22 protein-coding genes are annotated in these 24,831 nt (G+C 65.3%); 11 read left to right on the forward strand and 11 right to left on the reverse strand.

Going from position 1 to position 24,831, the window contains the following annotated elements; translation table 11 throughout:
• Positions 1-125: 125 nt before the first annotated feature.
• The 3 genes from E0T84_RS19085 to E0T84_RS19095 are packed head-to-tail and all read right to left on the reverse strand — an operon-like array spanning position 126 to position 2,595.
• On the reverse strand, positions 126-1,190 hold the full coding sequence (locus E0T84_RS19085; protein ID WP_070187452.1) for a TIGR03857 family LLM class F420-dependent oxidoreductase: 1,065 nt from the start codon (positions 1,188-1,190) through the stop codon (positions 126-128).
• Complete coding sequence (locus tag E0T84_RS19090; protein WP_070187451.1) at positions 1,187-1,564, reverse strand: nuclear transport factor 2 family protein; 378 nt, start codon at positions 1,562-1,564, stop codon at positions 1,187-1,189. The genes E0T84_RS19085 and E0T84_RS19090 overlap by 4 nt, the downstream gene beginning before the upstream one ends.
• Positions 1,561-2,595: a phosphotransferase gene (locus E0T84_RS19095; RefSeq protein WP_070187450.1), complete on the reverse strand. Its 1,035-nt coding sequence runs from the start codon at positions 2,593-2,595 to the stop codon at positions 1,561-1,563. The genes E0T84_RS19090 and E0T84_RS19095 overlap by 4 nt, the downstream gene beginning before the upstream one ends.
• A gap of 66 nt (positions 2,596-2,661) precedes the next feature.
• On the opposite strand from E0T84_RS19095, the gene E0T84_RS19100 reads away from it, so the two are divergent.
• Positions 2,662-3,270 carry a TetR/AcrR family transcriptional regulator gene (locus E0T84_RS19100; RefSeq protein ID WP_070187449.1) on the forward strand — a complete coding sequence of 203 codons (609 nt, stop codon included), beginning with the start codon at positions 2,662-2,664 and terminating at the stop codon, positions 3,268-3,270.
• Here the strand turns inward: E0T84_RS19100 and E0T84_RS19105 are convergent.
• From E0T84_RS19105 to E0T84_RS19115, 3 genes are read right to left on the reverse strand one after another with little or no spacing between them, the layout of a single operon-like run.
• Positions 3,253-4,293, reverse strand: a complete 1,041-nt coding sequence (locus tag E0T84_RS19105; RefSeq protein WP_110765071.1) for an alpha/beta fold hydrolase — start codon at positions 4,291-4,293, stop codon at positions 3,253-3,255. The two genes, E0T84_RS19100 and E0T84_RS19105, sit on opposite strands and share 18 nt — an antisense overlap.
• Positions 4,294-4,324: 31 nt before the next feature.
• Positions 4,325-5,941, reverse strand: a complete 1,617-nt coding sequence (locus E0T84_RS19110; protein ID WP_138745215.1) for an NAD(P)/FAD-dependent oxidoreductase — start codon at positions 5,939-5,941, stop codon at positions 4,325-4,327.
• Entirely contained in the window at positions 5,938-6,957 is a 1,020-nt protein-coding gene (locus E0T84_RS19115) for an NAD-dependent epimerase/dehydratase family protein (protein ID WP_138745216.1), read from the reverse strand. The genes E0T84_RS19110 and E0T84_RS19115 overlap by 4 nt, the downstream gene beginning before the upstream one ends.
• 78 nt (positions 6,958-7,035) lie before the next feature.
• Between E0T84_RS19115 and E0T84_RS19120 the strand changes: the two genes are divergently transcribed.
• A complete protein-coding gene (locus tag E0T84_RS19120; protein ID WP_138745217.1) occupies positions 7,036-7,977 on the forward strand; it encodes a TIGR03619 family F420-dependent LLM class oxidoreductase in 942 nt (313 codons plus the stop codon).
• Positions 7,978-8,039: 62 nt separating this feature from the next.
• On the opposite strand, the gene E0T84_RS19125 is transcribed toward E0T84_RS19120, so the two are convergent.
• Positions 8,040-8,474, reverse strand: coding sequence for a nuclear transport factor 2 family protein (locus E0T84_RS19125; protein ID WP_070184910.1), 435 nt, complete (start codon positions 8,472-8,474; stop codon positions 8,040-8,042).
• Positions 8,475-8,530: 56 nt separating this feature from the next.
• The gene (locus tag E0T84_RS19130; RefSeq protein WP_070184911.1) at positions 8,531-9,736 is read right to left on the reverse strand and encodes a cytochrome P450; all 1,206 of its coding nucleotides are present in this window, start codon (positions 9,734-9,736) and stop codon (positions 8,531-8,533) included.
• A gap of 198 nt (positions 9,737-9,934) precedes the next feature.
• On the opposite strand from E0T84_RS19130, the gene E0T84_RS19135 reads away from it, so the two are divergent.
• The 3 genes from E0T84_RS19135 to E0T84_RS19145 are packed head-to-tail and all read left to right on the forward strand — an operon-like array spanning position 9,935 to position 13,250.
• The gene (locus E0T84_RS19135; RefSeq protein ID WP_138745218.1) at positions 9,935-10,972 is read left to right on the forward strand and encodes a Rieske 2Fe-2S domain-containing protein; all 1,038 of its coding nucleotides are present in this window, start codon (positions 9,935-9,937) and stop codon (positions 10,970-10,972) included.
• Positions 10,969-11,586: a cysteine hydrolase gene (locus E0T84_RS19140; RefSeq protein ID WP_138745219.1), complete on the forward strand. Its 618-nt coding sequence runs from the start codon at positions 10,969-10,971 to the stop codon at positions 11,584-11,586. The genes E0T84_RS19135 and E0T84_RS19140 overlap by 4 nt, the downstream gene beginning before the upstream one ends.
• Before the next feature lie 8 nt (positions 11,587-11,594).
• Entirely contained in the window at positions 11,595-13,250 is a 1,656-nt protein-coding gene (locus tag E0T84_RS19145; protein WP_171055087.1) for an acyl-CoA synthetase, read from the forward strand.
• On the opposite strand, the gene E0T84_RS19150 is transcribed toward E0T84_RS19145, so the two are convergent.
• Positions 13,234-14,721, reverse strand: a complete 1,488-nt coding sequence (locus E0T84_RS19150; protein WP_138745221.1) for an aldehyde dehydrogenase family protein — start codon at positions 14,719-14,721, stop codon at positions 13,234-13,236. The two genes, E0T84_RS19145 and E0T84_RS19150, sit on opposite strands and share 17 nt — an antisense overlap.
• Positions 14,722-14,882: 161 nt before the next feature.
• On the opposite strand from E0T84_RS19150, the gene E0T84_RS19155 reads away from it, so the two are divergent.
• The 3 genes from E0T84_RS19155 (at position 14,883) to E0T84_RS19165 (ending at position 17,684) form a co-directional block, all read left to right on the forward strand.
• Positions 14,883-15,668, forward strand: coding sequence for an SDR family oxidoreductase (locus tag E0T84_RS19155; RefSeq protein ID WP_138745222.1), 786 nt, complete (start codon positions 14,883-14,885; stop codon positions 15,666-15,668).
• A gap of 79 nt (positions 15,669-15,747) precedes the next feature.
• The gene (locus tag E0T84_RS19160; RefSeq protein WP_171055084.1) at positions 15,748-16,968 is read left to right on the forward strand and encodes a cytochrome P450; all 1,221 of its coding nucleotides are present in this window, start codon (positions 15,748-15,750) and stop codon (positions 16,966-16,968) included.
• An 11-nt stretch (positions 16,969-16,979) separates the two neighbouring features.
• Positions 16,980-17,684: a TetR/AcrR family transcriptional regulator gene (locus E0T84_RS19165; protein WP_138745223.1), complete on the forward strand. Its 705-nt coding sequence runs from the start codon at positions 16,980-16,982 to the stop codon at positions 17,682-17,684.
• Positions 17,685-17,708: 24 nt separating this feature from the next.
• Here E0T84_RS19165 and E0T84_RS19170 read toward each other — a convergent pair whose 3' ends face one another.
• On the reverse strand, positions 17,709-19,244 hold the full coding sequence (locus E0T84_RS19170; protein WP_138745224.1) for an aldehyde dehydrogenase family protein: 1,536 nt from the start codon (positions 19,242-19,244) through the stop codon (positions 17,709-17,711).
• 104 nt (positions 19,245-19,348) lie between these two features.
• Positions 19,349-21,571: a molybdopterin-dependent oxidoreductase gene (locus E0T84_RS19175; protein WP_371726082.1), complete on the reverse strand. Its 2,223-nt coding sequence runs from the start codon at positions 21,569-21,571 to the stop codon at positions 19,349-19,351.
• 29 nt (positions 21,572-21,600) lie between these two features.
• Here E0T84_RS19175 and E0T84_RS19180 point away from each other — a divergent pair, with 29 nt between their 5' ends.
• The 3 genes from E0T84_RS19180 to E0T84_RS19190 all read left to right on the forward strand — a co-directional run bounded on the left by E0T84_RS19180 (position 21,601) and on the right by E0T84_RS19190 (position 24,503).
• A complete protein-coding gene (locus tag E0T84_RS19180) occupies positions 21,601-22,038 on the forward strand; it encodes a Zn-ribbon domain-containing OB-fold protein (RefSeq protein WP_138745226.1) in 438 nt (145 codons plus the stop codon).
• On the forward strand, positions 22,035-23,180 hold the full coding sequence (locus tag E0T84_RS19185) for a thiolase family protein (RefSeq protein ID WP_138745227.1): 1,146 nt from the start codon (positions 22,035-22,037) through the stop codon (positions 23,178-23,180). The genes E0T84_RS19180 and E0T84_RS19185 overlap by 4 nt, the downstream gene beginning before the upstream one ends.
• A 90-nt stretch (positions 23,181-23,270) precedes the next feature.
• A complete protein-coding gene (locus E0T84_RS19190; protein WP_138745228.1) occupies positions 23,271-24,503 on the forward strand; it encodes an amidohydrolase family protein in 1,233 nt (410 codons plus the stop codon).
• The last annotated feature ends 328 nt before the right edge of the window (positions 24,504-24,831 follow it).

Consider the following 24,831-nt stretch of genomic DNA (forward strand, 5'->3'; position numbering starts at 1 on the left):
TCCAGCCCGTTTGCGCAGCTCAGAACTGCGGGAGGAGATTCTGCACCACACCCGGGGCCTTGCCGCAAGACCCCGGTTGCGCTATATGTTGAAAGTGGCAGGGAGCGGATGACGCCCCTGCTCTTCTATTTCCCGGATGCCGCCGACGCTTTCGTGGCCCGGTACTCGGTAACGATCGGCTCCAACTCATCGGGGGTGGCCCCGTGCATGATCACCGCGTCGGCGCCGTAGTCGAACTCCTTGCGGATGCGGTCGACACATTGGCGTGCCGATCCGGTGGCCGACGGTTCCAGCCATTCGTCCGGGATGAGCGTGGCAATGTGCTCGATCTGCTCGGCACTGGCCTTGTGGTCGATTCCGCCCGGAATCGACGTGACGACGGGATCCTCCCGGAAGCGTTGCAGCACAGCCGGATCCCAGTCGTTGGTGCTCACCATCAGGTCGCCGTATCCCTGCAGGTACGTGGCAAGCCGGGCAACGGTCTTCTTGAGTCGCAACTCCTCCGGCAAGTGATCGCCGACAGTGGCGAAGCACGACCACACGCGGACGCTGGCCGGGTCCCGGCCGGCCTGCTCGGCTGCCTCTTTGACCGTCTTCACCGCGCGCTGCAGCGTTTCCGGGGTGAAGTAGGTGTGCAAGATGACGTCGTCGAACTCGCGGCCGCCCAGGGCGAGGGTCTGCGGTCCGAAGGCCACGATCGCCAGCCGGATGTCCTCGTTGAAATCTGGGTCCAGGAAGAGGACTTGATATTTCCCGATCGGTCCGTCGTGGTTGAAGATCACCTCACCGTGCCACAGCTTGCGCATGACCTGCGCGAAGTCCTCCATCTGCGCGGTGGTCACCGCAGGTACCCCGAACGCGTTGTACATCGCCGCGATGCCGCGGCCGATACCGAGGGTGAACCGGCCCCGAGAAAGCCGATGCAGGGTGGTGGCCCAGGAACCGGTGATCAACGGATGCCGGGTGTTGTGATTGGTTGCCGCCGTGGCGATCTGCATGCGGTCGGTCACCGCGCAGGCGGCGCCGACGAGTGAGGACGCTTCTTTGACGTTCCACCGTTCGGAGATGAACGCGGTGCCGAACCCGAGTTCCTCCCCGCGGCGCGCCTCGTCCATCAGCGTGGCCGGTCCCTCACCGCCCGCGCCGGCCAGCAGGTAGTAGCCAAGCTCGTCGAGTACCGCTTCGTTCATGCCCAAACTCCTTGTTTGTAACCACAATTCCACACTTCGACGATGCGGCCGCCGACGACCCGGAATATCTCCATGCTGCTGATCGTCATGGCGTTGCCGTCGGTCAGTGTCATCGGGGATTCGTACGCGATCGCGACGTGCTCGCCGTCATCGCCCGCGACAACCAGGTTCAGGTCGAACCGGATCGTCTCGAACATCGCCCAATGGTCGATGATGCGCTGGACGGCCTGCCGGTGGGTCAGAGTCTGCGTCTCCCCCACGTCGTGACGGATCACACTGTCGCCCATCAGCTCTTCGGCAAGGGCGAAGTCTCGTTTGTTCCACACCACCAGGTTGTACAGCTCGACCACCTCACGAGCGGTACGAACGGTCACCCGAACACCTCCAAGGCATTGACATCTTCGATGGCAGCCACGGCTCGGTCGATGAGCGTCAGACAGAGTTGCCGAGACCGTTCTGGTGCGACATCCCAGGTAAGGAGTGCGACCACCGGCATGTACAGCAACAGGGCAGTCGCGAACCGATAATGCCGCCAGGCCTCGTCGAACGAGTACCCGTCGACCTGGCCGACGTACTCGCGTAGCAGCTCCGCGTCGTGGCCGCGGCGCACCTCGGTGGGCAGACCCTGGCTGACCAGATACGCGATATCGGCCGCACCCGCACCGCGGACGGTCAGCTGGAAGTCCACAACTTTGAGTGCATCGTCACGGAAGAACATGTTGTCGGCGCGGATATCTCCATGCAGCAGCATGTTTCGATCCGAGAGCGCGGCGAGCGCGGCTGGTGCCAGATCGATAAATCGTTCGGCGAACTCGGCGACCGCCGCCGGTACCGGTTGGCGGCTGTGCTCCCGGTAGAGCTGCCAACCGGGCGCGAACGCGGGCAGGAACAGGTCCCGGGTCAATGTGCTGTCGATGCTAGGGAATTCCTGAAGCACAGCATCGTCGACGCCCGTCGACCACTTGTGCAGACCGGCCAACTGTTGGATGCACAACCGGGCACGCCGGAGCGACAGCCCGGCCAGGTGGTCGGCGTTCTCCCAGTCCCGCAGATCTTCGAGCACGAGCACGAAGTCCGCGCCGGACATCCGCGCGACGTAGCAGTGCGGCGTGGCGATGGGTGCATTTGGCGCGATGTGCCGGTAGAAGTCCAACTCGCGCCGGTAGCCGCCGAGCATCTCCATCCCGCCACGCGCCAGCGACTCGGCCGGCAGCTTGACGATCAAAGTCTTTGGCACATCCGCTGATCCGCTCAGGTGGATCCGGTACAACGCCGCGGAGAAACCGGTGTCCAAGGCGATCCGTTCGGCCCGCACCGTCGTCACCTCGGCACCCAGAGCCTCCGCCAACCAGGCCGCGGTGACCTCGTCAATGCCGGAAGGCACCGATGCCGTGACTGCTGCCATTCTGGACCTCCACAGAAATTTGACGCTGAGCAACTAAGTTAGTTGTCGACCGTCTAATATGCAAGGGTGCCTTCACCCACCCAGGGGCTCACCCAACCCGAGCGCGTCGAGCAGTCCTCGCGCCGGCTGTTGCAGGCCGCCGCCGAGTTGATCGTCGAAAAAGGCTGGGAGGCAACAACAGCCGCCGAGATCGGCCGTCGCGCCGGGTACAGCCGAGCCATGGTGCATGCCCGCTACGGCAGCAAGGACGCCATCCTCGACGCCTTCCAGGATGTCTATGTGACGCGCCTGAACCCCGACCCCGAACCGGGCGCCTCCGGGCTGCAGCAGGTACTCGCCCATTTCGACCGAGTGCAGGAGATGCACGCCGACGATGCCGCGGTGACGCGCGCAATGTTCGTGTCGGCATTCGAGGCCGCGAAGACCACATCACCGCTGCGCGACGGCGTGCGCAGTCAGCTGGCCGGGGCGGCCGTCAAGGTCGAGGCCGGCCTGCAGGCGGGGATCGCGGACGGTTCACTGCGGCCCGATATCGACGTCGACATCGCACTGCGGGACATCACGGGATCGATCTTCGGGATCGCGTTCCAATGGGCGGTCCTGCCCGAGGAGCACGATCTCGACCACGAGATCAATTGTGTGCGTGCACGGATCACGTCAAGCTACGGTCGTTAGGAACCGCTCGGTCGCATCCTGTACCGCACCGGAGAACAGCTGCCCGACATGACTGCCGTCGTGCCAGTGGAGTTCCCCACCCCATTGCTCATGCATGGCCAGCGCCGAACTGCGCATCGCCATCCGGTCATGCCAGGCACCGACGATGAGGCGCCGATCGGCCCGCGGCCGGGTGTGCAGCGGGTCGATCACCGAGGTCATCGCCGCGACGGTGGTGGACTGCAACTCCCGCGCCGCCTGCTGTCCCGCGGACCCCCAGCGCCCCATATGCATCCCGATCATCGTGTTGAGACACAGAATTGGCGTGTACAGCGCCACCGCGTCAACCCGGGGGTCCAGATGCGATACCAGTGCCGCCACCGCACTGCCCAGTGACAGACCGGCAACTGCGATCGATGAGGATTGCGGTTCGAGCCAGCCGATCAACGCTCGCACCTCCGACACCGCGCGCATCATGCCGGCGATGTTGGCCAGCGGGTCGCGGGCGGGGTACTCCGGCCATGACCCGCGTCGCGGTCCGTGTCCGGGCTGAACCGGCAAGGCCACGTTGAATCCGAGTTCACGCAGCCGCCGCACCCGCGCCACCAGTAGATCCATCGAGTCGCCCTGACCAGCCCCGTGCATCCAGATCAGCCAGGGCCGCGCATCGTCACCGCAGCGATACAACCGCGCCCTGGCGGTGGCGACGCCGCCGTGGCCGTCGGCGAGCACCGAGGTCGGCAACGCGGATTCGTGGTCGAAGACCAGCTCATCGAACGTCAGGGCGCCGAACCGGCGTGGCCGGATGCTCTTGACCTCCAGTGGATCCGGCTCTGCGTGCGCGCCGTCGATACCGAGTGCGCCGAGTTCGTCGGCGGCCCACTGATACTCGCCCAGTGGCCGCGGCAGCTGCGGCGGTGGGCCCGCCAGCGTCATTCCCGTGACCACGAGCTCGTCGAGGGCAACCTCGCCGAGCTGACGCAGACCGGTGACCGACAACGGATTCCACTCCCCGGCCAGCGCCCCCACCGAGCGGGGCACCACGCCGCCGAGCTCCCACGCTATCCGGGTAGCTCTAAGCAACAGTGAATCCCGTGTATCCGGCAGCGGCGATCTCGTCACAACGGCGACGGTACTCGGGGATGCCCGCGGTGTATCCGAGGTACATCCTCTTCTTCCCGGGGACATTGCCGCCGTTGTACCAGGAATTGCAGGTCGGGTGCACCAGCACGGTGGGTGCCACCAGGGCCGTGGTGTGTTCCGACCAGTCGGCCTGTGCCTGCGACGTCGCCTCGATACTCGAGTACCCGCCAGCCCTCAGGTACGCCATGCAGTCCGCGATCCACTCCACATGCTGCTCCAGGGCTGCGACGAAATTCGTTGCTGCCGAAGGGCTTCCCGGGCCCTGGATCGTGAACAAGTTCGGGAACCCCGCCACGGCCAAACCGAGATAGGACAGTGCCCCTTCCTTGGACCAGTACTCCCCCAAGACCAGGCCGTCACGGCCTCGCACGTCGATCCGGCTCAGGGCGCCGGTCATGGCGTCGAACCCGGTGGCATACACGATCACATCGAGATCGAAGTCGCCTTGTTCGGTGGAGATTCCGCTCGTGGTCACCTCGCGGATGGCGCCCTTGCGCAGGTCGACGAGGGTGACGTTGTCCCGGTTGTAGGTGTCGTAGTAACCCTGGTCGATGATCGGGCGCTTGCAGGCGAACGGGTGGCTCGGGGTCAACGACGCCGCCGTCTGGGGGTCACTGACAATGCGGGCCACGGCCTGGCCGTACAGCTCGGTGGCCATCCGGTTGGCGTCGATGTCGAAGAAGACGTCGCCCCAGTTGAGTGCGCCCATCACGCCGTGTTCCTCGACGGCACGGTGTTTCTCCTCCGGCGAGGCCGATTTCACCGGTGGCCGCACCAACATGTCGAGCAGTACCGAGAACGCGCTGAGCCGAGCCGCCCCGACCGGATGTTCCCGCTGCGCCGCCCGAATGTTCGCGTAGTCCGCCTTGAGGGCGTCGAGCTCCCCTGGTTCGAAGGGCCGGACCTGCCAGGGCAGGGTGAACGCCGGCGAGCGCTGGAACACCGTGAGGTGTGCACACTGCCCGGCCACCACCGGGATCAGCTGTACACCGGTGGATCCTGTGCCGATCACCCCGACTCGTTTGCCGGTGAGGTCGATTCCGTCGCGCGGCCAGCGGCTGGTGAACAGCGAGATACCCGCGAATCGGCTCATTCCGGGAATGTCGGGTTCCAATGGCACCGACAGGATTCCGGTGGCGGCCACCACGAACGGGGTACGCAGCGTTTGGCCGTCGGCCGTGGAGACCGTCCAGTGGGACGTGCCTTCGTCGAAGGTCATCGCCACGACCTCGGTTCCGAAGGCGATGTCGCGTCGCAGGTCCAGCCGGTCGGCGACGAAATTCAGGTACGCCTCGATCTCTGGCTGGGCCGGCATCGTCTCCGTCCAGACCCACTCCTGTTGGATCTCATCGCTGAAGCTGTAGGAGTATTCGATGCTCTCGATGTCGCAGCGAGCGCCCGGATACCGGTTGACCAGCCAGGTGCCGCCGACAGCGTCGGCCTTCTCCAGAACGCGCACCCGTAAGCCCAGTTCTCGCAGCCGGTGCAAGGCGTACAGGCCGGAGAATCCGGCGCCGACGACGATCGCGTCGAAATCCGCGGCGCTCACAGATCGATGACCTTCTCGTCGCGGTCCTTGCGTTCGACGTAGAACTGCGCGGCGCGGGCGATCGATTCGGCTGCCGGTGCCGGTTTCCACCCCAAGTCCCGCGTCGCCTTGCTGTGATCGGCCGGCGAGGTCAGCCACATCAGCCGGGCCGCAGTGAGATTCATCGGAAAATCCGTTCCGAACAGGCGATTCGACAAGCCCAACACCCAGCCCATGGCATACAGCGGGGCCATCGGGATTCCGAATCTTGGCGGTCGCGCACCCACTGCCTGTGCCGCGGCAGTGAACATTTCGCGCTGGCTCATATACCTTTCCGAGACGATGTAGCGTTCCCCGATCCGACCATTCTCGGCGGCAAGGACGAGCGCCGCGGCGGCATCGTCTATCCCCACCACCTCCGAGCCGACACCGCGCACATAGACAGGCAACTTGCCGAATGCCGCCATGGCGACGAGCGCACCCTGTCGCGGTTGCCAGTCCGGTGGTCCGTAGGGGTTCGACACGCACAGGGCGACCGCGGGCAGGCCGCGCTCCCTCGCATAGGACAGCACCAGATCTTCTGCCTGGCGCCGCGATTCGATGTACGGACCACCCTTGCCGGCCCAGTTGAACGGGGTGTCCTCGTCGACGGTCGCGCCGTCGTCGCCGACGGCGATGGTCCCGATGGTGGACAGGAACACGAAGCGCTGCAGGTCGGCATTCACCGCGACGTCGAGGACGTTGCGCAGGCCCTCCACGTTGGTGGAGAACAGAGGTGCCGGGTCGGCCAAGTGGGCACGGGTGTCGACGACGCAGTAGAACACCACGTCCCGATCGGCCATGGCGGCCGCGACCGCCTCGGTGTCGAAGATGTCGCCATAGCAGCGTTCGACCTCGACGCCGTCGATGCCCTTGGTCGAACTGCTCCGCCGAAGCAGGACCCGCACGTCGTCGCCGCGCTCGACGAGCTGGCGGGTGACGCAGGCGCCCACGTTTCCGCTTGCGCCCATGACGAGTACTTTGCGCCGGCCGGCCATCATCACTCCATCCCGTCTGACAATTATGGGTGGATGTTACGGTAATGCTTTCAGTATGGTGCCGAAACGGGGAGACCGATGAAGTACACCCTGGAATATCCCAGCGAACTGCCCACCGCACCTGACGATTTCCTGCACCCCGAGGCGATCCGGGCGGTAGCCACCCAGGCCGAAGCGGCGGGGTTCTCGGCTGTCGCACTGAGCGAACATCCCGCCCCCTCGGTCAAGTGGCGGAACAACGGCGGCCACAACACGCTGGACCCGATCTCCGCACTGAGCTTCATGGCAGCAGTCACCACGCACCTTCGCCTGATGACCAATCTCTACGTGCTCCCATTCCGCAACCCGTACCTGTCCGCCAAGGCTCTCGGCAGCCTCGATCTGGTATCCGGCGGCCGGCTCATCGCGGGCGTCGGGGCTGGTTATCTGCGATCCGAGTTTGCGGCGGTCGGGGTCAGCCTCGAGCGTCGCGCCGAGTTGCTCGACGAAGCGCTGACGGCGTTGCGCGCTATCTGGAATGAACCTCAAACACCGGTTTCCGGAGCCGATTTCGCCGCCGTCGGCCCGGTCTGGCTGCAATCTCCGACTCAGCGACCGCATCCGCCGATCTGGATCGGCGGGAACGGCGCCGCGGCCATCCGGCGCGTCGTCGAGCACGGTGACGGCTGGATGCCGATCATCGCCGCGGCGGGAATGGCAGCGTCGATGCGCACGACGGCCATCGAGGACGCCGATCAGTTCGGCGCCGCCGTACGGCGCCTGCACCACCGCCTCGCCGATGCCGGCCGCGACCCCCGCTCTGTCGACATTCAGGTGGTCTGTCCGCCAGTCGATCTCGACGACGATGTGTCAATTGGCCATGCGCGCGACGTGCTGGCCGAACTCGAGGGTCACGGTGCCACCTGGGCCGTCATCCACGTGGATGGCAGCGGCCCGCAGGCCGCGCTGGACTACATCAAAGCCTTCGGCGAGGAGATGGATCTTGTTGCAGATCAGAGCATCTCGGAGTCACGCTTGTAACGCCACGGCGGCGAACCGCGCAAATTCCCGCCACAGCGCTACAAACGCAAGCCGCGCAGGGGCTATGCGCCCTTGAACTTCAACAGCGTCCGGGTCAGGTGCAGACTGGTGATCTGCCATGTGCCGTCCCGCTTTTCGTAGGTCTCGTGATAGTGGCCGGCCCCGTGCAACTCGCTGCCGTCGGAGAAGAAGAGCATGTCTTCCATGGCCCAGATACCAGTCGCCGTGGTGTCGGAGGTCAGCATGATCTCAGGCGTGTGGCAGTGGTGGACCGTCGCCGCATTCTCCACGCCGCCCCAGACCACCGGGAAGAACTCGTCGAAGCTCTTCAAAGGAGGCGCGGTCTGTGGATCGGCCCCGCCGGTCGACACGGCCATGTCGAGTTTCACCACGACGTCGTCGACGAACAATCCCCGCCAGGCATCGATGTCCTTGGTGTCCAGGAACCGGCAATAGCGGGCTTTGAGCTGCTTGATCGCTTCGATGTCGTCGGACAACGGGCCACCTCCTGATCGACTGCGGTGCACTATATCTCCGTCTGGGGCACCCGTGGTCAGTCCAGCACACGAACCGGCACGTTGCTCCAGCCCGCGACGTTCTGCATGTTCACCCGTTTGCAGCCGTCCCAGTCCACTTCATAGCGCGGCATGAAGTCCAGCATCTTGTCCAGCGCGATGGCGCTCTCCAGGCGAGCCAACGCGGCACCGAGGCAGCTGTGAATCCCGTAGCCCAGCCCGAGATTCTGCGCTTGGGAGCGGTCGCGATCGATGTCCAACCGGTCCGGTTCGGTCCACGCCTCGGGATCTCGGTTGGCCGAACCACCCACCAGGAACACCGGCTTACCGGCCGGGATCGTCACGCCGTGCAGTTCGATCTCACGCATCGAGCGCCGCACGTTGTACTGCGCCGGCGCCTCGTAGCGCAGCAGTTCCTCCACGGCCAGCGGTACCTTGCTGCGGTCGTCGAGCAGCTTCTGCCACTGCTCTGGATTCTGGGCGAAGACCACCGCCGCGTTGCCGAGCAGCTTGGTCACTGTCTCCGCGCCGGCACCACCGAGAAGCGTGGCGAATTCGGTGATCTCGATGTTGGTCAGCGGCTCCATCTCGCCGGTGTCCCGTTCGATCTCGGCCTCGATCAGTTGACTGATCAGGTCATCGCCGAGCTCCCCGCGGCGCTTCTTGGTCAGTCGGAAGTAGTAGATGGCCATGTCGACGGCGGACTTGATACCGACCTCGCCCATCTCGATCTCGCCGGGTTCCCGGTGGAGTAGATCATCGATCCACAGCCGGATCTGCTGTCGGTCGTCCTCGGGAACGCCCTGCAACGTGGTCATCACGTCGACCGGAAACAGGGCGGAGAAATTCTGGACGAAGTCGAAACCGGCCGGGTCCACCGCCGAAAGGTGCTTGTCGACCAGCTCGGTCACCAGTTCCCGTTTCGACTGGATGGCGCGCGGGGTGAAGACCTTGTTCAGCAGGCTACGCATCCGGCGATGCGCCGGCGGGTCCATCGCGATGATCGAACCATGTTCGGTGACATCGCCTTTGCGCACCTGCGCGAGGTCGACGCCGTAGGCCGAGGAGTAGGTGTCGTAGTCCTTGAACGCCGCGGCGACGTCCTCATGGCGGGTCAGCGCATAGAAGTCGTATTGCTCGCTGTAGTAGACGGGTGCGTGCTCGCGCATCTGGCGGTACATCTCGTACGGACTGTTGAAGAAGTCCTCCGAGAACGGGTCGAACACCACCGTGGCCGCAGTCATCGATATCCTTTTCCGCCTCCGTGAGCGAGTCACGGTCCGTGACGTAACGCTTTTTTGTAAACGCTACCGTAAGCCATTCGATAGAATCAACGCCGTCGCCCGGCATTCGAACTCGTCCTGCACTTTCTATGCAGAAAGCACTACTGTAATGTATTCCGTACCTAATGTGGGAGCGACGAAGCAGGGAGGCAGCCGCCCATGAAAGTGCCGTTCACCTGGAAGGTCACCGGCTGGTTCATGATCGGCTGGTCGGCCGAGTACGAGGTCGGCGATGTGAAGGCACTGAAGTATTTCGGCGAGGACCTCGCCATCTACCGCGACGAGTCCGGCGAGCTGCATGTACTGGAAGCCCACTGCAAGCATCTCGGAGCGCACATCGGGCACGGCGGCAAGGTGGTCGGCGACTGCGTCGAATGCCCATTCCACGGCTGGCGATGGGGCCCGGAAGGCAACAACACCTACATCCCCTACCAACCCGACAAGCCGAACCGCGGCCTGCGGCTGCGGTCCTATCCCGTCAAAGAGCAATACGGCTGCATCTTCATGTGGTTCCAGCCCGACGGTAAGGAACCGCAATGGGAACTGCCCGACATCTTCCACAAGTTCCCGCAATTCGAAACCGACCCGAACGCGTACTACCGGCCCTACCCGGAGTTCTCCAGCCGAGCCGACGCGATCCCGGTGCACCCCCAGATCGTCGCCGAAAACGGCCCGGACAGTTCACACTTCCGCTACGTGCACGGCGCCACCGTCACTCCGGTCTGCCTGCACTGGGAACACGTCGACGAGGAATGGCGGTTCCTGACGGGCTGGCCCGACGCCCGCAGTGACGATCCAGACAAGATGGCACTGAGGATTCACAGCCACTTCTCCGGGCTGGGCTTCGCGATGAGCGCCTTCGAGGGCTCGTCGAATCACCGGCTGATCTTCGCCTGCACCCCCGTCGACGACGAGGTGTCCGACATGTTCTATTCGATCTGGTGGCCCAAGATCCCGGGTGAAACCTCCGACATCCCGCCCCAGCAGGTCCGCAAACAGGTCGAGAAGCAGTTCCTCAAAACCGTGTGGGAGGACTGCGACATCTGGCGCTACCAGAAGTACGTCGAACACCCGCCACTGGCCAAGATCGACGCGAAACCATATATGGCCATGCGTAAGTGGGCCACCCAGTTCTACGAAGTTCCCGCCACCCCACCCGGCGAGGTCCCTCCCGCCGACAGTGTTGCGCACGCATGAAGATCGACCTGGCCGAACTGGTCGCACCCGAGCACACCGCCATAGTCACCCAGGAATGTCAGGGCGCGGTGGTCGGCCCCGACGCCGGGCTGGCCGCGCTGGCCGACGAGGCCCGCCGAGAGGCATTGCCCAACATCGCCAAGCTGTTGCCGGCGGCGCGTGCCGCCTCGGCCCGGGTGGTGCACTGCCTGGTGCAGCGACGCCCCGACGGGTTGGGGTCCAATCACAACGCCAAGATCTTCGCCATCGGCCGTAGCGACGTCGGTATCCTGCCCGGCAGTCCCGGCGCCACCTTGCTACCTGAGTTCGGTCCGGAGCCGGACGATCTCGTGCTGTCGCGGTGGCATGGCCTGGGTCCGATGGGCGGCACCGATCTCGATGCGATCCTGCGCAACCTCGGGGTGCGCACCATCGTGGCCGTAGGGGTCTCGGTGAACATCGCGATCACCAACCTGGTGATGGACGCGGTCAACGCCGGGTACCGGGTGGTCCTGCCACGGGATGCGGTAGCCGGAATCCCGACCGCCTACGCCGACGCGGTCATCGACAACACCCTGTCCCTGCTCGCCACCGTCACCACCACCGACCGCCTGCTGCAGGCCTGGCAGCGCTGACCCGCCCGATAGGAGAAACCGTGCAGTTCACCGTTCCAGCCGTCGCAGAGGCCGTCGCCGCGGCCATCGGAGACCGCCCGCTGATCGTCCAAGGCGAGCGGCGGTTGACCTACCGCCAGATCGTGGAGCGGTCGAATCGGCTGGCGGCATACCTGCATTCGCGCGGGCTGGGCGCACAGACCGAGCGTCACGAGCTCGCCGGGCACGAGGTGGGCCAAGACCTCCTGGGCATCTACGCCTACAACGGACCCGAGTTCGTCGAGTCCCTGCTCGGCTCGTTCCGCGCCCGGGTCGCCCCGTTCAACGTCAACTACCGCTACGTCAAGAACGAATTGCAGTACCTGCTCGCCGACTCCGGAGCGTCCGCGCTGGTCTACCACGCGGCCTTCGCCCACCGAGTGGCCGAGATCCTGCCCGATCTTCCGGCGCTGCGGGTACTGATCCAGATCGCCGACGACTCCGGCAACGAACTGCTCGACGGTGCGGTCGATTACGAGACGATCGTCAGCACCACGACGTTGGCAACTCCTCCAGTCGAACCCAGCCCCGACGATCTCTACGTGCTCTACACCGGCGGCACCACGGGAATGCCCAAGGGGGTACTGTGGCGCCAGCACGACATCTTCATGACCGCGTTCGGCGGACGCAACATGGTGACCGGTGAGAAGGCACAGTCCGTCGAGGAGATCGTGGGGCGTGCGGTCGACAACCCGGGTACCAAGCTGCTCATCCTGCCGCCGCTGATCCACGGTGCGGCCCAATGGGGTGCGATGACCGCGGTGACCACCGGACAGACCGTCGTATTCCCCAGTGTGGTCGACCGTTTCGACGCCGACGACGTGGTGCGCACCATCGAACGCGAACAGGTGTTGGTCGCCACCGTGGTGGGCGACGCGATGGCCCGGCCCTTGCTTGATACGATCAGGGCAGGGACCGCAGATGTGTCCTCACTGTCGGTGGTGGCCAACGGCGGCGCGCAGTTGACGCCCTACGTCAAACAGCAACTCATCGATGCCAAGGAAAACCTCATCGTCGTCGACGGCGTGGGGTCCTCCGAAACCGGCGCCCAGATGAGCCACATGTCGGCCCCTGGTGCGGTGTCGACCGGAACCTTCAACGCCGGGCCCGATACCTGCGTGGTGACCGAGGATTTCACCGCGGTCCTGCCCGCCGGCCACGAGGGGCTGGGCTGGCTGGCGCAACGCGGATTCGTGCCGCTGGGCTACAAGGGCGACGCCGCCAAGACCGCGGTGACCTTTCCGGTGATCGACGGGATTCGCTATGCCACGCCTGGTGACCGCGCCCGCCACCTCGACACCGGCGCGATCGAATTGCTCGGCCGCGACTCGGTGACCATCAACTCCGGTGGGGAGAAGATCTTCGCCGAAGAGGTCGAATCCGCGATCGCCTCGCATCCCGCGGTACGCGACGTCGTGGTCACCGGCCGCCCCAGTGAACGCTGGGGACAGGAGGTGGTCGCTGTCGTCGCGCTGGCCCAGGACGCGACGGCGCGCGCCGACGAGCTCATCCGGCACGCCGAGTCCTCGATAGCGCGCTACAAGCTGCCGAAGGCCGTGGTGTTCCGCCCAGTCATCGAGCGCAGCCCGGCCGGTAAGGCCGACTACCGCTGGGCCCGCGAGCAGGCGGTCAGCGAAACTTCCTGAGCCGGGCCGCGGTTCGGTTGCGGGCCCGGCGCAGGTTGAGGTCGGCGCTGACCCGCATCGACCCGGTGAACGGCTTGGCCGCCTGACCGGTGATGCTGAACGGCAGATCGGACCCCACCACGGTGCGGTAGTGGCTGAACGCATCGAAACCGGCCTTGCCGTGGTAGGCACCGGTCCCGCTACGGCCGACCCCTCCGAACGGCGCACTCGACGGGATCATGTGTGCGGCAAAGTCATTGCGGGCCACCCCACCGCTACGGGTGTGACCGACGAAGTGCCGGAAATCGGCGTCGTCCGGGCCGAACCAGTACGCCACCAGTGGGGACGGGTTGGCGTTGATGTGGTCGATCGGCTCGGCAAGGCGGGAATAGCCACGGACCACCAGCACCGGCCCGAACACCTCCTCGCTCGCGATCAGCATCTGGTCGTCGACGTCACGCACGATGGTCGGGGCGATCTTGCGTGAGCCCGGATCGGGCAGCACCTCCCCCGCGGGCACCACGGAGTCGATCCGGGCCCCGTGGGCACGGGCATCGGCAATGAGGCCGACCACCCGGTCGAAGTTGGCGGCGTTGACCGACGAGCAGTAATCGGGGTTGCCGACGATGGTGGGAAAAAGATCGCTCAGCGTCTTACGCGCCACCGCGACGAACCGGTCCACCTGAGCGTCCGGCACGAAGACATAGTCGGGGCAGACACACACCTGACCGCCGTTTACCATGCGCGCCTGGGCGATTCGGTTCGCCGCCCGCTCGATGTCGGCTCCGGGCGCCACCACCACGGGGTTCTTGCCGCCCAGCTCCAACGTCACCGGGACGAGATTGGCCGCTGCCGCGCGCGCCACCAACGCCCCGATCGACGGGGATCCGGTGAAGAACAGGTGGTCGAACGGAAGACCGGAGAACTCGGCGGCCACCTCCGGACCGCCGGTCACGACCCGCAGTTCGGTCGCGTCGAAATACTTCGGGGCGGTGGCGGCCATCAGCTCAGCGGTGCGCGGGGTGACCTCCGACATCTTGATCATCACCCGATTGCCGGCAGCGAATGCCGCCGCCGCGGGCAGCACGGTCAATTGGATCGGGAAGTTCCACGGACCGATGATTCCGACCACGCCGAGCGGACTCGGCAGTACCTCGGCGCGCAACCCCGCGAACCGGGCAGCCCGCATCAGTCTCGTCGCGCGCATCCATTGCGGGATGTGCGCCCTGGTGTGCTCGATGACCGAGAGCATTCCCAGGATCTCGGCAAAGAACGCCGCCGAGCGAGATCGCGATCCGTAGTCCGCAGCGGTGGCGGCAACGAAGTCCTCTGAGTTGTCGAGGATCATCGCGAGCAGCCGATCAATACGGTTGCGGCGCAGCGCGACATCAGGCGGACCATCGGCGATGAAGGACCGGCGCTGGGCGGCCAGCAGCTCATCCAGGCCTTCACGCTGCGGCTGCACTGCCGCCCGCTCTTCGATCGCGCTCATTCGAATCCGTCTCCTCGCCAGGCACGCGTCAGGACCATGCCGAAAATGCCTCCGGTAAGGCTAACGGTAGCACCCACCACACAGGTCGCAGCCGATTGTCCGACCAGCCCGAATTGTTTACAGTCATCCTTACTGTCGTTTATTCAGTGAGAGGTTGGCGCATGTCTGAGAGCGCACGCAGGATCGTCGTCGTCGGAGCCGGATCCGGGATCGGAGCTGCCACCGCGGCGCACTTCTTCGAACGGGGTGACCACGTGCTCGCGGTCGACGTGCGACCCAATGACACCGCCGCATCGGAGCACGCCACCTGCGATCTCCGGGACGCCGCAGACATCACCCGACTGCTGGGCGAGATCGGTGACGGCTGGGACATGCTCGCCCACGTGGCCGGGGTCCCGGGCACCGCGCCGGCCGCCGACGTCCTCAAGGTCAACTATCTGGGCATGCGACTGATGGCCGAGGGCATGCTGCCCCTGCTGCGGCACGGCGGTTCGATCGTCACGGTGGCCTCGACCGCAGCCCTCGGCTGGCAACAGCGCATCGACATCCTCGACGGGCTCCTCGAACTCACCGACGGAGATGCGGTGGCGCAGTGGCAGACCGGACAGGACCCGGATTTCCCGGTATACACCACTTCCAAGCAGGCGGCGATCCTGTTCGTCAAGCGGATTGCGGGGCCGGCCTGGGGCAAGTACGGGGTGCGGGTCAACACCGTCAGCCCCGGCCCGGTCGAGACGCCCATCCTCACCGACTTCGAACAAACGATGGGTAAAGACGTCCTCGACCTGGTGCGGACCACGGTCGGTCGGCACGCCACCGTCGACGACGTGGTTCCACTGATCGCCTTCCTGGCGTCGGCCGAGGCACGCTGGATCAACGGTCAGGACATCCAGGTCGATGCCGGATTCATCGCGTCGATGAGCAATGGAGCCCCGATCTCGCTCTGAATCCCGCCGATTCCACTACTGTAAGATTTACAGTAATATGCATCAGCAGGTGGGTGCGTTCCGAATGGTGGGGTGAACTGTGGAGAGTGACGTTCAGGGATTGGCCGTCGACGAGTCTGCCGTCGACACCGCCTCCCTGCTGCGCGATCCGTACCCGATATTCGCGCGACACCGCGCCCAGCACGGGGTATTCCGTGGCTCGGTGATGGACTGGTCCAAGACACCGGAATCGCTTCTGCCCAAACACCAATTCGCGGCGGTCTCCTTCGACGCGGTCAACACGGTGTTCAGGGACGGCAAGTCGTTCAACTCGAAGATCTACGACAACACGATCGGCCTGTTCATCGGTCCATCCATCTTGGCGATGGAGGGCAAGACCCACCGCGACCACCGCAACCTGGTCTCAGCCGCCTTCAAATCACGCTCGCTGCAGCGCTGGGAACCCGAGATCGTCCGCCCCATCTGTGAGGCCCTGGTCGACGAGTTCATCGAAGCGGGCACCGCCGATCTGGTACGCGACTTCACTTTCGAGTTCCCCACCAGGGTGATCTCCGAATTGCTCGGCCTGCCCGAGAAAGACCTGCCGTGGTTCCGGCAGCGCGCGGTCGAACTGATCAGCTACACGGTCAAGTACAAGCGCGCTTTCGAAGCGTCCGCGGCCCTCAAGGACTACTTCCTCACGCAGATCGACCTGCGCCGCTCCCAGCCCACCGACGACATCATCGGCGACCTGGTCACCGCGGAGATCGACGGCGAGAAGCTGACCGACGAGGCCATCTACTCGTTCCTGCGACTGCTCCTGCCCGCCGGACTGGAGACCACCTATCGTTCGTCGGGCAATCTGCTGTACCTGCTGCTCACCCATCCCGAGCAGTTCGCCGCGGTGCAGGCCGACCATGAACTGATCGGTCAGGCGATCGAAGAGGGGTTGCGTTTCGAAACCCCGCTCACCACCGTGCAACGCTCAGCCACCCAGGACACGGAACTCGACGGTGTCGCGCTGCCGGCCGGCGCGGTGATCGACGTCTGCATGGGATCGGCCAACCGCGACGAGAGCCGCTGGGAACGGGCCGAGGAGTTCGACATATTCCGGAAACGGGTGCCGCACATCACCTTCGCCGCCGGCGAACACACCTGCATGGGACTGCACCTGGCGCGGATGGAAACCCGGGTGGCCATGGAGAGCCTGCTCGGCCGGGTACACAACATCGAACTCGTCACCGACGACGACCCACACATCTTCGGTCAGCCGTTCCGCTCCCCCACCGCCATTCCCGTCACATTCGACCCGATCCGCTGAAGGACGAAGCCATGGCCAGTCCCGCGCACACCAACGGTCGCCGGCGCCGCGAACGCGGGTCGATCAGCGTCGACGAGATCCTGCGCGGTGCATTCGAGATCGCCGACGAGGTGTCGATCGACAACCTGAGCATGCCCCAGCTGGCCCGCCATCTCGATGTCGGCGTCACCAGTATCTACTGGTACTTCCGGCGCAAGGATCAGCTGCTCGACGCGATGACCGAACGCGTCCTGCTCGACTACGACCTCAGCGTGCTGTCCATCGACGCCGGCAGCTGGCGCGAATCCCTGCGGGCCCACGCCCATCGGATGCGCGAGATGTTCAACTCGAATCCGATCATGTGCGATCTCATCCTGATCCGCGGTACCCGGGGCGTGCCGGCGTCCCGCACGGCACTGGAGAAGATCGAGCAGCCGGTCGCTGCGCTGGTGGCCGCCGGGCTCACCGCCAAGCAGGCGTTCGACATCTATGCTGCGATCTCGGTCCTCGTGCGCAGTTCCGCTGTGCTGCAACGCTTGCAGAGCCGCACCGCCGAAGGACAGTTCCCCCGCGAATACTGGGAACAGGTGATCGACGCCGAGGCGATGCCTCTGATCGCCTCGATTCCCGGGCGCGGGTATCGCATCGGAATGGCCGACGACGGAAACTTCGACCACATCCTCGACAGCATCCTCGATCGCGCCGAGGCGTTGAGCCGCACCGCTGCACAGGGGTAACTTCCCCCCGCCGAGCAGGGAAAGCTACTGCCGCGGCAGGCGCCACCCGATGGTCTTGGTCTCGGTGTACTGCGCGAAACCCTCGATCCCGCACTGCCTTCCGACGCCGCTGTTCTTGTAGCCACCGAACGGGGCGTCGGCGCCGTAGTACATACCGCCGTTGACCCCGATCGCTCCGGTGCGGATGCGCCGCGCGATCGCCATCGCCCGCTCCGATGATGCCGACATTACCGCCCCGGCCAGGCCGAATGCGCTGTCGTTGGCGATCCGCACCGCCTCGTCGTCGTCATCGAACGGCAGCATCACCAACACCGGCCCGAACACCTCGTCCTGGGCGATCGACGAGCGCGGGTCGGCTCCGACGATGACCGTCGGCGCGACGAAGTGCCCGTCGACCAGATGCGCGGGCAGCCCCTCGGGCACCCCGCCGCCGACCACGATGTCGGCGCCGTCGCGGCGGGCGCCGTCGATGGCGTCGAGCACGCGTTGCTTCTGCGCCGCGCTGATCAATGGCCCGACCAGGGTGGTCGACAATGCGGGATCACCCACCGGGACCGCGCCGAACGCCATCGTGACGTTGGCAACCGCCTCGTCGAACAGGCTGCGGTGCACCAGCATCCGGGTGTTGGCCGCACAGGCCTGTCCGGCGTGCACGCACGCGCCGATCGCGCCGGGGATGATGTGACCGGGCTTCGCGTCGTTGAGAACGATCATCGCCGACTTGCCGCCGAGTTCGAGGAAGGTGCGCTTCATGGTGTCGGCGCCCGCCCGCATCAGATGCCTGCCGACGGCCGTCGAACCCGTGAACGACACCATGTCGACGCGTGGGTCGGTGCCCAGTTGCCCGGCCACCTCGTTGGAGGGAGTGGGCACCACGTTGACGACGCCGGGCGGCATGTCGGTGCGTTCGGCGATCAGCCGGCCCAGCCGGGTGGCGTTCCACGGCGTGTTCGGATCGGGTTTGAGCACCACGGTGTTGCCGGCGGCCAGCGCCGGTCCGAGCTTGTTGAGGATCACCTCGATCGGGAAGTTCGACGGGGTGATCGCGGCGACCACCCCGACGGGCTCTTTGACCACCGTGCGGGCGTTGCGCTCACCGAACAGACCGCCACCGTCGAGCGTGCGTTCCCATTCGAATTCGTCGATCAGCGTGGCCGGGTACCGCAACGCATCGGCCAACGGCCAGTCGAGCTGGGCATTCTCCGTCGTCATCGCCGGGCAACCCACCTCGGCGATCAATTCCTCACGCAGGTCCTCTTTTTCGGCCTCGATCGCCTGCTGCAACTGGGCCAGCACTTGCTGCCGCAATCCCCGGTTGGTGCTCCAGTCGGATTCATCGAACGCGCGTCGGGCCGCGCCGATCGCGGCATCCATGTCCTGCGCGTCGGCCGCCGCGGTGGTCCCGAGGACCAGACCGGTGGCCGGACTCAGGTTGTCGAATTCGGCACCGGAGGCCGCGGGCACCAATTCGCCGTCGATGAGCATGCGCTTCTCGGCTCGGCCGGCGGCCCGCCGACCGACGTCCACACTGGTGACGGCCTCATCCACGACTTCGCTCACATCGACAACTGTAACACTTACAGTAATGCACCCAGTCGTCGAAACCGCATTCCAGCAGAGAAAGCTCGAGAACGGGCTTGCCGGAATGCCGTTTCGCGGGAAGGTCAGGCGTGCTCGACCTGTACGGGAACACCGGTCAGCCAGGACATGCCGGCCAGCGCCTCGACGTCGGCCGGCTCACTCGACATCAACTGGTTGACGTTGGCCCCGCCCGCCTGATTGGCGATCCGCCAGCTCCCACTCCCCTTGTGCCCCCACCCGTGCGGTATCGCCACCGCGCCTCGGACGATGTCGTCGGTGAGCGACAGCGCGATGTCGATCTGGCCGTACGGCGACCGGACGCGCACCGCGTCACCATCTGCCAAGTGCCGCGCCGCAGCATCCTCGGTGTGCATGAGTGCGCGGTGAATTCTCTTGCCACGCATGAGCAACGGTGAATTGTGCAACCAAGAGTTCTCGGAACGAGGTTCCCGCATGCCGATCATCCGCAGTGGGTAGTCGTCGGGCTTGGCTCGTCGCGACAGAGCGGCGATCTCGGAAGCGATGTCGTCGTGCGCAAGCCGTATCCGACCCTTCGGATACACCACGACCTCCCCCAGCACCCCGGTCCGGATGTTCGGTGACACCACCACACCGTGCGGATGCTGTTCGGCGAGGCGGCGGAACGTCAGCCCGCCCCGGCGCAGCCCGAAGCGGTCACCGCCGTCGGCTATCCGGATCATCATGTCGATCATCGGCCGCGGGCTGAGCCGGTTGCCGCGTCGCGCGGCTCGTTTGGCCGCCAGCCGAAGGGCCGCGAAAACCGGTGTGCGCACCTTCATTCGGCTGATCAGGTCCACGACGATGTCCCATTCGGTGCGAGCCTGGCCGCGCGGTGCCACCACCGCGTCGGTGGCCTGACGGAACGGAGTGGCCTGGAACATCTGGAACGTGACGGCGAAGTCGTCCCGCTCGTACATCGTCGTCACGGGTAACACGTAGTCGCAGTGTGCGGTGGTCTCGTTGACGTAGAGATCCAGACCGACTGACAGGTCCAAGGATTCGAGTGCTTGTTCCATTTCCAAGCCGTTGGGCACCGACAACACCGGATTGCCCGCACCGATGAACATCGCCTTGACCTGCCTCTGACCGGGCGTCGTGATCTCCTTGGCCATGAATGCCGCGGGTTCGGCCCCGATCACCGAACGGAACCCACCGACCCGGGTTCGCTTGTTCCGGTAGCTGCGGCGCAGCGAGGCGCCCATCGCCATCGATCCCCACTTCTGACCGGGGATACCCAGGGTGCTGAACACACTGCCGCCCGGGGTGTCCAGGTTGCCCGCGACGAGATTGACGGCGTCGAGCAGGTAGGTCGTCAACGTGCCGTTGCGCCCCACGCAGGTGCCCAGCCGACCGTAGACCGCCGCCCTCTCGGTGCCGGCGAGATCACGGGCCAATGCGCGCACCGTTTCCGGCTCGATGCCGGTGTGTCGTTGCGTGGCCTCAGGACTGAAGCGCGCGGATTGCGCTTCCAGCCAGTCCAGGCCCTCGGCCTGCATCCGGGCCCGCGCACTGACGAGCCCCTCGGCGAACAGCACCTGCAGGATCGACAACAGCAGGAATGCATCGGCATCCGGGGTGATGCCCAGCCATTCGAACTGGGCAGCTGTCTCACTGCGTCGTGGATCGACGACGATGACCCGCCCGCCCCGCTTCACGATGTCGTGCATGCGGTCTTTGATCCGCGGTGCGGTGAGGAAACTCCCGTGCGACACCACCGGATTCGCACCGAACATGACCAGGAGATCGGTACGTGTCAGGTCCGGAATCGGCACCGGAAACGGGGCGCCGTACAGGAACTGGTTGGCCAGCAGCCGGCTACTGGTGTCCTGGGTCGACGAGCTGAAGAAATGGCTGTCGCCGCCGACGCCCTTGGCGAAGGCCATCGCTGCGAACAGGTGTGAATAACTGAAGGCCGCGGGGTTGCCCATGTACCACGCGAACGCGCCCGATCCGTGGCGCCGGTGAATCTCGGTGAGCCTGGCCGCGATGTCGTCGAGCGCCACATCCCAGCCGACGGGTTCGAATCCGTCCCCCACGCGCTTCAGTGGCGTCGTCACACGATCGGGGTCGTTGACCACCTCGGTGAACGCGATGCCCTTCTGGCAGGCGAAGCCGGCCGAGAGCGGGTGGTCTTTGTCCGGACGCAGCGCGGTGAGCTTGCCGTCCTCGACAGTGGCGATCATGCCGCACAGCGGCTCGCAGATCCGGCAGAACGTCACCTTGGACTCAGCCTCGCGCTCGATCACTTGGACTACGTTACTGTAAGAGTTACAGTTGCTAGACATTTTTGGCCGAACACGGAGGAATCGGACGCATGCAGAAGGCCCTCGCGCCGGAGATCTCGACCTGGCCTGACGCCGAACCCCAGCTGATCGGCAGCCGCTGCACCGACTGCACGGCCACCACCTTCCCAGCACAGGCCCGCTGCCCCAAGTGCTCCGGCGGCAACACCTCCGAAACACGCCTTCCCCGGCGCGGCACCGTCATCGCCTGGACCACCCAGGGCTTCCCACCCGGCGCACCCTACAAAGGCCCCACCGGAAAGAACTTCGTGCCCTTCGGCGTCGGACTCGTCGAACTTACCGACGACACCGGCCCCGTCATCCGCGTCGAAGGCCGACTCACCGAAAACGACCCGACGAAACTGCAATTCGGCATGGACGTCGAACTCACCATGATCCCGTTCACCACCGACGAAGACGGCAACGAGGTTGTCACCTTCGCCTTCGCGCCCACGACAGGAGCCTCATGAACGATGTAGCCATCATCGGTGTCGGTATCCACCCGTTCGGCCGCTTCGAGGGCAAGTCCGCGATGGCGATGGGTGTAGACGCCATCTTCGCCGCAGTTGCCGACGCCGGAGTCGACTGGAAGGACATCGGCGCCGCGACCGGAGGCAGCTGGACGGTGGCCAACCCCGACGCGATCGTCGGGATGGTCGGGCTGACCGGCATCCCGTTCACCAACGTGTTCAACGCCTGCGCCACCGCGGCCAGTGCCACCAAGGCCTGCGCGGACGGCATCCGGCTCGGCGACTACGACATCGGCATCGCCGTCGGCCTCGACAAGCACCCCCGCGGCGCGTTCACCGAGGACCCGTCACTTGTCGGGATGCCGAGCTGGTACGCCGAGAACGGCCAGTACCTCACCACCCAGTTCTTCGGCATGAAGGCCAACCGCTACTTGCACGAGCACAACATCTCGCAACGTACCTTGGCCAAGGTGGCCAACAAGAACTTCCGCAACGGAGCTCTGAACCCGAACGCGTTCCGGCGCAAGCCGATCAGCGAGGACGACATCCTCAACTCGACGATGCTCAACTACCCGTTGACCCAGTACATGTTCTGCGCGCCCGACGAAGGTGCGGCCGCGCTCGTGATGTGCCGTGCCGACATCGCCCATCGGTACACGGACAAACCGGTGTATCTGAAGGCCGTCGAAGTCCGTACGCGGCGGTACGGCGCCTACGAGGTCAACACCACCTGTGCGCCGGTGGAAGAAGATGTTGCGCCGACGGTGTACGCCGCCCGCGCCGCGTTCGAGAAGGCCGGCTTAGCGCCTGAAGACGTCGACGTCGTGCAGCTGCAGGACACCGACGCCGGAGCCGAGATCATCCACATGGCCGAATGCGGATTTTGCGCCGACGGCGACCAGGAGAAGCTGCTGGCCGACGGCGCCACCGAGATCGGCGGCTCACTGCCCATCAACACCGATGGCGGCCTCATCGCCAACGGCGAGCCCATCGGCGCCTCCGGGCTGCGCCAGATCCACGAGTTGGTGCGCCAACTCCGCGGCCAGGCCGGCGACCGGCAGGTGCCCGGCAACCCGCGCGTCGGTTTCGCACAACTCTACGGCGCCCCCGGCACCGCCGGCGCCACCGTCCTGACACTCTGACTTTCATTTCGCGAGCAGACACAGAAGCGCACTTTCGCCGACGGAAACATATGAGTCTGCGTCTGCTCGCCGGATAGGGAGACCACCAACATGACTGAACAGTTCAGGGAAGCGCCGATTTTCGATGCTGACCAGCACATGTATGAGACCGGGGATGCACTTACGAAGTTCCTGCCGGAGAAGTACAGCCGCGCCGTGCAGTACGCGCAGTTCGGCCGTCAGACCCGGATCGTGATCAACAACATGGTCACCGACTTCATCCCCAATCCGACCTTCGAGCGGGTGGCGGCTCCCGGTGCGCACGAGAAGTTCTTCGCCGGCGAGAACACCGAAGGTTTGACGCTGCGCGAGATGCAGGGCAAGGCCATCGACGCGCCGGCGGCCACCCGCAACCCGGAAGACCGGGTCAAGGAATTGGACCGCCAGGGTGTGGTCGAGGCCCTGAACTATCCCACGCTGGGCAGCCTCGTCGAGCACTCCAGCGCCGACGACCCTCAGCTGACCCTGGCGATCGTCCACGCGCTCAACGAGTGGATCCTCGAGCACTGGAGCTTCAACCACGTCGACCGGGTGTTCTCGACGCCGATCATCAATCTGTCCGAAGTCGATGCGGCGCAGCGCGAATTGGAATGGATCCTCGATCACGGGGCCAAGGTCGCACTGATCAAACCGGGCCCGGTCAACGGTCTGCACGGCTGGCGCTCCCCCGCCCTGCCGGAGTTCGACCCGTTCTGGCGCGACGTCGAGGCCGCCGGCCTGCCCATCGTGTTGCACGCCAGCTATCCGCCGCTCGATGAGTACGTCAACAAGTGGGAACCGCCGTACACCCAGAACTTCATGGCGCAGAGTGCTTTCCGTTGGATGGTGCTGGGACACCGCGAGATCGCCGACATGCTGACGGCTCTGATCTGCCACGGCACGCTGACCCGGTTCCCGAAGTTGCGCATCGCCAGCGTCGAGAACGGCAGCAGCTGGATCCTCCCGCTGTTCCACGATTTCGCCGACTTGTACAAGAAGATGCCCCAGAACTTCCCCGAGCATCCGCACGACGTGTTCCGTCGCAATATCTGGGTCAGCCCGTTCTGGGAGGGCTGCGTGTCCGACGTCGTCGAGACCGTCGGGTGGGACAAGGTGCTGTTCGGCTCTGACTTCCCGCACCCCGAGGGACTGGCCGAACCGAAAGGCTTCTGGAAGTACGCCGAGGGCATGGACATTCGCCGCACCTACGATTTCATGGGCGACAACGCCCGCCGGTTCATGGGCCTGCCGATCGCCAACCCCGATCCGGATGCGGTGAAGCCGCCTTCGCTCGCTAGGGCCTGATTCACGTCGGCAACTTGATGCTCCAATTGGCGTCAAGCGGCTTGCAGCCAGTGTCCGTAGTTCTCGGCGAAGGTGGGTCCGGTGATGGTGATACCGCCCCGATGATGGTATGGGCATACCAGCGCCGGCTAACTAGTTTGTAGTGTGCCCTCCGGGTCGTAGGTGAGGGATTCGACGGAGCCGCGGGTCATGCGCAGTGGGTGAATCGCCCTGGAAATCCCGGAGGCTCCTGACCTTGGAAACGAGGATGCAGGTATGCCGAAGGAACAGTGTGCCGGGAAGCCCACGGCGCGTCGTTACAGCCCGGAGGAGAAGGCCGCCGCGGTGC

It is taken from the genome of Mycobacterium sp. DBP42, assembly GCF_005924235.1.
Lineage (GTDB): Bacteria > Actinomycetota > Actinomycetes > Mycobacteriales > Mycobacteriaceae > Mycobacterium > Mycobacterium syngnathidarum.